Raw genomic sequence first — 550 nt, 5'->3', positions numbered from 1 at the left:
ACGGTCCCGCAGGAGCCCGGATCCGTCTCGGCGCCCGTGCCGTCGAGTCTCATCGACATCCCCGCGGCCTTCGAAATGTATCGCGACACGGCGGCCGAACTCGGGGCGTGCGTCGACAACGTCGTCCTCCGCGACGCGGAGGGCGAACCGTTCGCCGGCCCCGTCGCCCCCGGCTCGCGCGCGCGAGTCTCGATCGCGGACGACGTCACCAACGTCGTGAGCATCTCGACGGCCGATCTCGCGAACCTCGTGGAGATCACCTTCACGGGCGCGCCTACCGCCTCTGCCCCGCTCGTCGTGAACGTGGTGGGATCCGATTTCAACGGAACCGTGCCGAACCTCGCCGGCATCAGCAACGCGGCGGCTCCGTACCTGCTCTGGAACTTCCCCGACGCCACGACCGTGACCGTCACGGGCGGCGACTCGATCGAGGGAACGCTCTACGCTCCGTCGGCCGACGTCGAGTGGCAGGTCACGCAGAACATCGAGGGAAACGTGATCGCTGCGGACTTCACCCACGGGACCGCCGTCGTGGACCCGGTCCCCGTGC

1 protein-coding gene is annotated in these 550 nt (G+C 69.1%); it reads left to right on the top strand.

Features of this window, described 5'->3' with window-relative positions:
- A partial coding sequence (locus tag AC4FQ5_RS20070) for a collagen-binding domain-containing protein (protein WP_491146471.1) occupies positions 1-550 on the top strand: 550 nt, incomplete at both ends.

It is taken from the genome of Chryseobacterium sp. DT-167, from assembly GCF_058310155.1.
This window is presented reverse-complemented; position numbering and strand designations above follow the sequence as displayed.